The organism is Fischerella sp., assembly GCF_013388695.1.
Lineage (GTDB): Bacteria > Cyanobacteriota > Cyanobacteriia > Cyanobacteriales > Nostocaceae > PCC9605.
Genome location: NZ_JACAEU010000127.1, coordinates 38,556 through 47,660 on the forward strand (window position 1 = coordinate 38,556; position 9,105 = coordinate 47,660).

The window sequence follows — 9,105 nt, forward strand, 5'->3', positions numbered from 1 at the left end:
GGGATTGAGAATTGGGTATTGGTGAGAATGATGAATGATGAATGATGAATGCTGAAAATTTCTTTCATAATTCATCATTCATCATTCATAATTTTTTAAATATGCGAACAATTGCGGAAATCAACGAAAAAATCAGCCGCAAACGTGCGGTGGTGTTAACTGTTGAAGAATTAAAAACCAGAGTTGCAGAAGTCGGTGTTGCAAAAGTTGCCAAGGAAGTAGATGTTATCACTACTGGCACTTTTGAACCGATGGAATCTAGCGGTGCAATTCTTAACCTCGGACACACCGATCCTCCCATTAAAATTCGTCGTTGCTGGTTGGATGGTGTGCCTGCATATTCCGGCTTTGGGGCAGTGGATTTATACCTGGGCGCAAGTTGTGCCGTAGAAGCAAATGACGGAGAAGAAGTCCGGGAACGTGGCGGCGGTCATGTGATTGAAGATTTAATTGCAGGTAAACCAATACACGTACGCGCCCAAGGGCAAGTAACTGATTGTTACCCCAGGGCTACCTTTGAAACGACGATTACCCGCGATACTATTAATCAGTTTTATTTATTTAATCCCAGGAATCTTTATCAAAATTTTATTGTGGGGGTGAATGGAGGCGATCGCCTACTTTTTACCTATCTCGGGCCCTTACATCCACGTTTGAGCAATGCGGTTTACTCTAACCCCGGTGCTATTTCCCCTCTCCTTAACGACCCTGACTTGGAACTTATAGGTATTGGTACGCGGATTTTCTTAGGTGGTGGGATTGGCTATGTGGCATGGGAAGGAACTCAGCATTTCCCCTTACAAAAGCGTTTGCCAAATCGTACGCCCATTGGCCCGGCTGCAACTTTAGCTTTAATCGGCGATGCCAAGCAGATGGATACTCGTTGGGTGCGGGGTTGTTACTTCAAAAATTACGGCCCTTCCCTGATGTTGGGTGTAGGCGTACCACTTCCCGTGTTAAGCGAGGAAGTAGTAGCCAGGTGTGCAGTTAGTGACAAAGAATTGGTGGCACCAATTGTAGACTTTTCTATTCCTCGGCGGGTGCGTCCTACCTTTGGCTTGGTGAGTTATGCTCAACTCAAATCCGGACGCATAGTCATCGAAGGCAAGACAGTGCGTACTGCACCCGTTGTGAGTCTATTTCTCTCCCGACAAGTTGCCCAAGAGTTAAAACAGTGGATTGAAGCGGGTACATTTAGCCTCACTGAACCAGTTGCCCCAATAACAATGGAGCGGTCTTTTTTACCCCAAGATCGCTGGACGGAGTTCTAAAAATTATGAATTATGAATTATGAATTATGAATTAGGGAATTTTCATCACAATTCATAATTCAGCATTCATAATTCACCATTTATTGCTGCGGTGGTTTCGGCCGCTTCACAGGCTTGGGAGGAGGAGTGTGAGAACCTTTAGGTGTAGGTCGTGGTGTAGGCGACGAAGAATCACCCATTTTCTTGGTTGGGCGTGGTGGGCCCTCTCCACTGCGTCTGGGCGGGTATGGTTTCCTACCACCAGGACGGTATCCCCCTCGTCTTGGTGGTGGTCTTCTGCCGCCGCGTTTTTTGGGCAATTCCGCGATCGCTTCGGCATGTTCTACAACCAACAATTCACCCTCGCGCTTGACTTGCAAGTCCCAAAACTTTCCTACTGCTCTGGTATCAAGCCTACCCTTGAGTTTCAATTTGAAATACTTGGGTTTGTCATTTTGTTTGCGGGCGGATTGCTTAATTTTAATTACTAAGCTCTCGGTGTCATATGACTGATAAACTATTTCGCCACGAACGGAAAAACCACCATCGGGAATTTCTGATGACGGCACGGCGCTAGTAGGTGTGGTCTCTTCAGACTTCTCCGATCGGCTAAGATCGGAAGTCTGCTCCGCAGTCGAGGCTAAATCTTGCTGCTGTTCAGTCATGGGATTTTTAGCCAATTTTTCTGGCTCCCAAACCCCTACAATTTGGAGGTGCAGATTGTCGTTTTCTTGCCGCGTGCGCGGATAAACAACCCATAAATGCTCTTGTTCCAAGTCGAGGTGGTTTTTGACTAAACTCATGATTCGACCTAGAAGCACAGCATCAAGTTTTGTGCCATCTGCGGTTAGCATTACACCTTGAGTAAATTGCTCGCTGCTGGCAATATAGCGACCTCGAACCAAGCCAATCGCTCGGTACTGCATTGGTTCGCTGGGAGGCGGAATCGGTTGTTGTCGATTCACTAAGCTGTCATCATTAACAGTCTCACTTGGTGTCAAAGTCGAGTTCTCGCTTTGAGACGGTTCGACTGTTGCTGGAGCAACTTGAGAAATTGCTTCTTGACTAGTTTGAGCTTCATCAGAAGTTGTTGAGTTTGACGATTCAGGGGACGGCATCAGGTCGGAATTCATAAAAACTCCTTGCGGCGGAGACACATCCCATTGTGGGATTTTACGAAGGCAGCTATCAAGAGCATTTGGGCGGCTGATGAAAGTATATTTACTTTACAAAACAGCCACTCTAGTTTGCCCTGTTATGATACTGAATGACGCGATTTCTCGCATACACACTAAATGTGTAATTTAGCGCCTTTGCTCTAGTTTCGGAAGCATAGCATAGCTACAATTTAGGCGGTTCCTCCTAAAGTCATCTCTTGCTTTGGCAGCATTAATATGGCTATTTGTTATAAAGTTCACAATTCAGGCGCGGTATTCCGCAAAATTTTTCAAATTTTTAAATTTCTCGATCTCTGTAAACGATAATGTCATTAGAGTTAAGGACGGTTTTGTGTCTGTGCCGCGTAATCGTTGGTTAGTCAAAGTAGTGTTAGTGCTGGTAGTAGTAGCTTTTGTTGGAGTGTCTATGGTTCCCATCATAGCCGCATTTAATGATACGCAACAGTCCAGCCCAAACTCCGCTAGCAGCAGAGGAAATTCGTCTTCCTCAGATCAAAAATCAAAACTGGAAGATGCAGCTAGGGGTTACGAACAAGTTTTGCAGCGAGAGCCAGAAAATCAAACTGCGCTGCGAGGATTGTTAGAGGCTCGTTTGCAATTGTTGAGGTTAGGCGTAGGTAACATTCAAGGGGTAATAGAACCTCTAGAAAAGTTAGCCCAGCTGAATCCAGAACAAACTAAATATGCCGTGCTGCTAGCACAAGCAAAACAGCAAATAGGCGACAAGGAAGGCGCTGCTCAAGCTTATCGATCTGTACTAGAAACTAAACCAGGGAACCTTGACGTTTTGCAGGGAATGGTTGCTCTGTTGCTAGATCAAAATCGTCCGGAAGCAGCAATTGGCTTGTTACAAGATACCCTTGCTAAGGCAGGTCAGGTAAATAAAATCGAACCTGGTAGCGTGGATGCCACCGCCGTACAGGTAATGTTGGGCAATGTTTACACCTCCCAAAAACGTTACCCGCAAGCTTTAACTGCATACGAACAGGCAGCAAAAAGCGCTCCCAATGATTTTCGCCCTATTTTAGCACAGGCGATGGTTTTAAAAGAGCAAGGAAAAACTGATGAGGCCAAACCTTTATTTGACAAAGCAGCGGCCTTAGCACCAACTCAGTATAAAGACGAAATTAATAAAAGAGCAACTGAGTCTGCCACTCCTACTCCCACTGCTCCTTCTACGCCAGTACCCTAAAGAAGAGGGACACTCTTGCATGGGGCATGGGGCATGGGGCATGGTAAAAATCAGTACTTCAATCCCCAATGCCCAATTCCCAATTCCCAATCCCCAAAATTTAGGCTCCCTCTATGGCGGCAATAATCCCAAATAAGATAAACAGGAATCCGCCAATCAATGTGAGTGTTTTTTCAGAAATTTTTCCTCCTAACATTCTGCCGCCGATAACTGCGATCGCCGTACAAATTCCATGTCCCAAAATAGCACCTGTGGTTACTCCCACTGGGTTATTCCCCGCTGCTAAGGCAATGGTGGCAAATTGCGTGCGATCGCCCCACTCCGCCATAAATGTCAATACAAAGGTTTCTAGTATAATCGCCCAAAAGGTTTTTTGCTTTGACAGTTGTTTTTCTGCTTTGTCCACAGCATCTTTTGCCTCTTCTACAACTTCTGTATCGCAAGCAGAAGTAGGCAGCATTTTCATACCTTCATACAGCAGCTTTAAACCAAAGGCAATAAACAAAACAACTTCGGCATAATAAATATAAAGTTTGGGTAGTAGAGACACTGCCTGTCCTACTACTACAGAAAGTATTGTCATTGCCGCTAAAGCAGCTATCACACCCGCAAATACTAGTCGCCGCGAGTGTTTCATCGATAAAATCACGGCGATAAAAAAAGTTTTATCACCTAATTCAGAAAATGTAATTAGTAATAAACCTGCGGTAAAAGCTGTTAGCACTCTCTCAAGCTCCTGACGAATAGTTTACCTGTCCGTGAAGCTCAATGAGAGTAACGATACCTCACCGAGCTCCACACTTTCTTGTCTGTGTGAACTCAGTGAAGGTCTCGCTTCCAATTAGCTTATTGCTTAATTGTCACCTGAACCAGGCTCATCGCCAGTATGTTGATTCAGGCGTATTGGCTGGGATTGTTTGCCAGCAGCTACTCCCCTTCTATTTCTTCTAGGCAATTATACATCTATCTGAAGTTGTAGTAAAGGTAGTTGTTGTTTGTCAAGAGTCAAAATTTTTGTCTCCTGCCTCCTACTTTTTTGCTAGCGTTAGGTTCCCAAAGCTGGTAGTCTGAATTGTCGAGGCTACTCTATGAGTAGATCTGTTGCAAAAGTAATTTTTCACCCCTTTCTCCTTTTCCCTTTCCCCGACTTCTGTTTGAGTCATGACAATCACGATCGCTCTCAATTCAGACTCTATCAACGCCCTGGATCTTTCTCCAGCAGCAACAGTAATTGAGCAATTGCTGCAAGAAGGGGCGATCGCATCCCATGAACAGCAGTTGCGCTTTGAGATCGACTATCCCCTAGAACCTGGCGATCCGCGAGAACTCCCTGAAATTCCAGAAGTACGGTTGTGGTTTGTTCGCCTTGATGCTCGCTATCCTTGGTTGCCATTTTTACTAGATTGGAAAGCTGGTGAATTTGCCCGTTACACTGCCATGCTTGTACCACATCAGTTTAGTTCCAAAGAAGGTATTCAGTACAATCCCGAGGCTTTGGAAATCTTTTTGATGCATAAAATTTTTCTTCTGAGTGACTGGCTCAAACAACAGAGTATACCCAGTCGATCCCGTCTACAATCGATGGCTCAAATGCTAGGTTATGAATTAGAAGATGCTTTTTTTGAAATGTTTTAATTATTCGTCATTTGTCCTTTGTCATTGGTCATTTGTAATTTGTTTATTTTTGACTACTAACTAATGACTATTGACCATTGACTATTAGACTAATTACTAAATTCGACATATTAAATCTAAAGCAGCATTAAAAGCATACTCAATCGCTTTAGAATTACTCGGTAAGACTGCTTGCCAAAGGCGATAATCGTTATATTCAATAATTAAGTTTGCAATTTCATGAATCCTAACATTCTTCAGTACTTCGTATTGGAGTAATTCAAAGTCTTTTAATGTGCCGCTATTGTCTAATACTTTTCTTCCAGCTTGAATAAATTTGTCTATAACAGCTTTCATATATTGTTTACCTGCATCTTCTGCAAACAGTGATGAGGATTTAAAAGCCTTAAATTCTTCTAAAAGTAAATTTACTATTTCTCTTCCTTCTGGAGTCTCCCAATCACATGGAAGATAAACATCTAAATATTCACTTTCATAATATTCATATTTGAGATAATCGTGAATCCCGGTAGCAACTACAACTAATTTATTACCTGAGAAAATTTCCTGCAAACAATTTGTGCTTGTATCAATACATGGATCTCGAAATACCTTTTCTTCGCTTTCTGGACATTCGTATACAAGATAAGTCCAAATTGCTGAATTAGCTACATCATTACCGATCGCCTGGTAAAAAGTTATTGTTCCATCTTCTGGACACTCAAAATATACATTTTCTGCATGCAGAAAAGTGAATTCATGCATATTATTGCAAGAGTTCACAATGTTTCTAAAAATGCCCGTGATATGATGCGGTTGACTTTCTACTTGAATGTAACGTTTGCCACTGCTAAAGAAGCCATGTAATCGGATCGCCATTTGTTTTCCCTTTGATGATTTCATCACATTCTTGGTGGATGCTCTTGCTTAAAGACAAGTTAAAAGTAAAGGAACACATGAAGATGGCGCGATAGATCCACCCATAAACTAATCACACCAGGTAATTTTGGCAACTACCACTTCTCAGACAGTCAAGAATATTCTGTCTTGCTCGAATAAAACAAATAGAGACTATTATTTGTTCTACCGTAAATTTTTATTTATGGTGAATCCATTTCGTTAAAATATCTCACACTTTCTAATTTAATTGAACAATTTTTCGGCTATGTAGGCAGCAAGTAAATAGCTAATAGCTGTTAGCTAAAAGCTTTTTCTCTGTGGCTAGTAATTTCACTCAATGCTGCTATTAAGTACTGGGAACGTATGGGGTTGTAACAGTTAAGAGTAGAAAATTTATCCCAGTTGCTATTGTTACTGAATTCCCAAAATCGGAAGTTTTTCAGTAACCTGTATATTTATTTGTACAGCCTGCTGTAGATGCACATCAGCTGATGATTCTAAATATTAGATTTCCCCATAATTCTTTCAACATATCAGGTTGTGTAAAAAAAATCGGTTGTGCAGCCAACTCTTATACCGTAATATTTCAATAATTAAAAGTAAAAAATATACAAATATTTTCACATTGCCTGTATGATTTAAGTATTAGTACTTACACAATTTCACGTTAATCACGATACATATAAATCCTGTAGAGACGTTGCATGCAACGTCTCTACAACAAAATATGTTTCATGCCTAAAGGGAATTGGTATTAGTTTTCCATAGTTACTGCAAAAAGCTAATGCTAGCCTGTTTGTACAAAAATTCACGAAGTATTACATATAACAATATTAAATAACTATCTGGGTAATAACTCTGAACAGAGTCAGATGGTTTGTAAGCCAGATAGCAAACAATTACTTGATTATTTAGCTGATGCATAGCTTTGCTAACACCAAGTATAAAGTTAACTATTTTACTCAGTTAAGCTAGCTAACATCAACATTTGATTGGCGATCGCCATTAAGGAAAAGCGCTAGTCTAAATACAGCACCACAGAAATAACCAGAGTGCTACTAGCCACCCCAAATTTTCTCCAAAACAGTGTTAGGTGAAATATCTGCTATTTTGCCTGTAGGAGATTTGATCGCAAGGTATTTGTCGCTTTTAGGCAAAAACTTAGCTGGTTCTGTAGGGCCAAATAAGGCAATGGTATAAGTTTGTACGGCGACGGCAAGATGCATTGCTGCACTATCGGCGGTACAAAGTAGCAAATTTGCTCCAGCAATCATTGCCGCTAACTTTCCAATATCATCCGGAGAACTGACCTTGATATCAGGATTAGAAAGTGTGAGTCTACGTACAAAATTTTCTTCGTTTGGCTCTTGAATTACTACTATAGGCATATCTGGCTGTTTATGCTGGCAGTCTTGGATGATTTGCTGCCAATTCTCAACAGGGTAGATTTTATCCAGGCCTTTATTTTGGGATATCTCCCCTGCACCAGTGTGAATCAAAATGTAGCCAGTTTCTTTGACTCCCAACCGTAGTTGTTCTTTATCTGCCCAGTCAATATCAGGTTTTGGTACATTGATAGCTAACTCTGGACAAGGGGACTTTACGCCCAACCCTTGTAGTAGATCGTGGTACATACAAGCGGCATATTGCCCTTGCTTGAGGGGGATGCGGTTGGTGAGAAAAGCTGCACCTTTACCTTTATATCCAATGCGTGTGGGGATTCCAGTCAACCATAGCAAAAGACCCATTAACCTACTTTGCCCCGAAGCAATAGCAACATCATATTCGCGATCGCGAATAATGCCTACTAAATTTGCCCAATCAGCCAAACTGTTACGGTCTTTATAATCAAACGCCAGTACCTCATTAACTGACTTGCTTACTCGGTAAGCAGCCTTTGATCGGGGTTCGGTAACAACATCTATCTGAGCGCTAGGATAATTGCGCTTCAGATCATCTAGTGTTGGAAAGAATAGAATTTGGTCGCCTATTCCGCCAGGGACAAGGGCTACTACTCGCATAATATTAATTTACGCTTACTCGCTCCCTATTTTAGGGGAAGATATGGACTAAGAAAGTCAAAAGTCAAAAGTCAAAAGTTAAAAGAAAAATAATTTCTTGAGCTTTTTAACTTTTACCTTTATTACCTAGCCTATAGCCCCTAGTTTAAAGATAGAGGAACTTTGTGTATTTACTAATTCCAGCTGCCGGATCGGGACGAAGAATGGGGAGTAACCGCAATAAACTCCTTCTTGAGGTGCGATCGCGACCAATTATTGCTTGGACACTGTTAGCTGCACAAGCGTCACGCTACATTAGTTGGATTGGAATTATTTCCCAACCAATTGACTGGCAAGAATTCCAGGAGATTATCGCTGATTTGCAGCTAAATAAACCCGTGGAATTAATTAAAGGTGGCTCTACCCGCCAAGAATCCGTTTACAACGGCTTACAGGCACTACCAGCCACTGCTGAGCAAGTCTTGATTCACGACGGAGCTAGATGCCTAGCTACACCCAATTTACTAGATAGATGTGCCGAAGCAATTCACAACTGCCCGGGTTTGATTGCTGCTGTGCCTGTCAAAGATACTATCAAAGTCGTAGATGAAAATGGCATAATTCAAAGTACACCCGACCGACGCCAACTCTGGGCGGCACAAACTCCCCAAGGTTTTGATGTTAAACTCCTAAAACAGTGTCACGCCGAAGGTATACGCCAGGCTTGGGAAGTAACTGACGATGCTGCTTTATTTGAAAAGTGCGGCTACCAAGTCCGAATTGTTGAAGGGGAGGAAACTAATTTGAAAGTGACCACTCCACAAGATTTAGCAATAGCAGAGTTTATCCTCAGAACTAGACTTGGTGAAGAGTAGAAGAAGAGTGGGAGATGGGGTGATGGGGTGATGGGGTGATGGGGTGATGGGGAGAGTGGGGGAATAACCACTAACCACTAACCACTAACCACTAAC

Annotated in this window: 8 protein-coding genes; 4 read left to right on the top strand and 4 right to left on the bottom strand. The window is 42.2% G+C overall.

The window, feature by feature from the left end; genetic code table 11:
* The first annotated feature begins 101 nt into the window (after nucleotides 1–101).
* Complete coding sequence (locus HXY43_RS16950; protein ID WP_290885021.1) at nucleotides 102–1,271, top strand: homocysteine biosynthesis protein; 1,170 nt, start codon at nucleotides 102–104, stop codon at nucleotides 1,269–1,271.
* 80 nt (nucleotides 1,272–1,351) lie between these two features.
* On the opposite strand, the gene HXY43_RS16955 is transcribed toward HXY43_RS16950, so the two are convergent.
* Complete coding sequence (locus HXY43_RS16955) at nucleotides 1,352–2,383, bottom strand: hypothetical protein (RefSeq protein WP_290885024.1); 1,032 nt, start codon at nucleotides 2,381–2,383, stop codon at nucleotides 1,352–1,354.
* 376 nt (nucleotides 2,384–2,759) lie between these two features.
* On the opposite strand from HXY43_RS16955, the gene HXY43_RS16960 reads away from it, so the two are divergent.
* Nucleotides 2,760–3,620 carry a tetratricopeptide repeat protein gene (locus HXY43_RS16960; RefSeq protein WP_290885027.1) on the top strand — a complete coding sequence of 287 codons (861 nt, stop codon included), beginning with the start codon at nucleotides 2,760–2,762 and terminating at the stop codon, nucleotides 3,618–3,620.
* 100 nt (nucleotides 3,621–3,720) lie between these two features.
* Here the strand turns inward: HXY43_RS16960 and HXY43_RS16965 are convergent, their stop codons facing one another.
* Nucleotides 3,721–4,344 carry a TMEM165/GDT1 family protein gene (locus HXY43_RS16965; RefSeq protein ID WP_290885030.1) on the bottom strand — a complete coding sequence of 208 codons (624 nt, stop codon included), beginning with the start codon at nucleotides 4,342–4,344 and terminating at the stop codon, nucleotides 3,721–3,723.
* Nucleotides 4,345–4,781: 437 nt separating this feature from the next.
* On the opposite strand from HXY43_RS16965, the gene HXY43_RS16970 reads away from it, so the two are divergent.
* Nucleotides 4,782–5,255, top strand: a complete 474-nt coding sequence (locus tag HXY43_RS16970; RefSeq protein WP_026736512.1) for a CRR6 family NdhI maturation factor — start codon at nucleotides 4,782–4,784, stop codon at nucleotides 5,253–5,255.
* A gap of 96 nt (nucleotides 5,256–5,351) precedes the next feature.
* On the opposite strand, the gene HXY43_RS16975 is transcribed toward HXY43_RS16970, so the two are convergent.
* Nucleotides 5,352–6,113 (bottom strand): hypothetical protein, encoded by a 762-nt coding sequence (locus HXY43_RS16975; RefSeq protein ID WP_290885035.1) that lies wholly within the window; start codon nucleotides 6,111–6,113, stop codon nucleotides 5,352–5,354.
* Nucleotides 6,114–7,192: 1,079 nt separating this feature from the next.
* Nucleotides 7,193–8,155 carry a glycosyltransferase family 9 protein gene (locus HXY43_RS16980; RefSeq protein WP_290885038.1) on the bottom strand — a complete coding sequence of 321 codons (963 nt, stop codon included), beginning with the start codon at nucleotides 8,153–8,155 and terminating at the stop codon, nucleotides 7,193–7,195.
* Nucleotides 8,156–8,319: 164 nt separating this feature from the next.
* On the opposite strand from HXY43_RS16980, the gene ispD reads away from it, so the two are divergent.
* Nucleotides 8,320–9,009 (top strand): 2-C-methyl-D-erythritol 4-phosphate cytidylyltransferase, encoded by a 690-nt coding sequence (gene ispD, locus HXY43_RS16985; protein ID WP_290885041.1) that lies wholly within the window; start codon nucleotides 8,320–8,322, stop codon nucleotides 9,007–9,009.
* Nucleotides 9,010–9,105: the final 96 nt, after the last annotated feature.

What these genes read in the sequence shown, in the direction of transcription:
- HXY43_RS16955 (WP_290885024.1), bottom strand. Translation starts at nt 2,383, where the DNA reads ATGAATTCCGACCTGATGCCGTCCCCTGAATCGTCAAACTCAACAACT.
- HXY43_RS16980 (WP_290885038.1), bottom strand. Translation starts at nt 8,155, where the DNA reads ATGCGAGTAGTAGCCCTTGTCCCTGGCGGAATAGGCGACCAAATTCTA.
- HXY43_RS16950 (WP_290885021.1), top strand. Translation starts at nt 102, where the DNA reads ATGCGAACAATTGCGGAAATCAACGAAAAAATCAGCCGCAAACGTGCG.
- HXY43_RS16970 (WP_026736512.1), top strand. Translation starts at nt 4,782, where the DNA reads ATGACAATCACGATCGCTCTCAATTCAGACTCTATCAACGCCCTGGAT.
- HXY43_RS16975 (WP_290885035.1), bottom strand. Translation starts at nt 6,113, where the DNA reads ATGGCGATCCGATTACATGGCTTCTTTAGCAGTGGCAAACGTTACATT.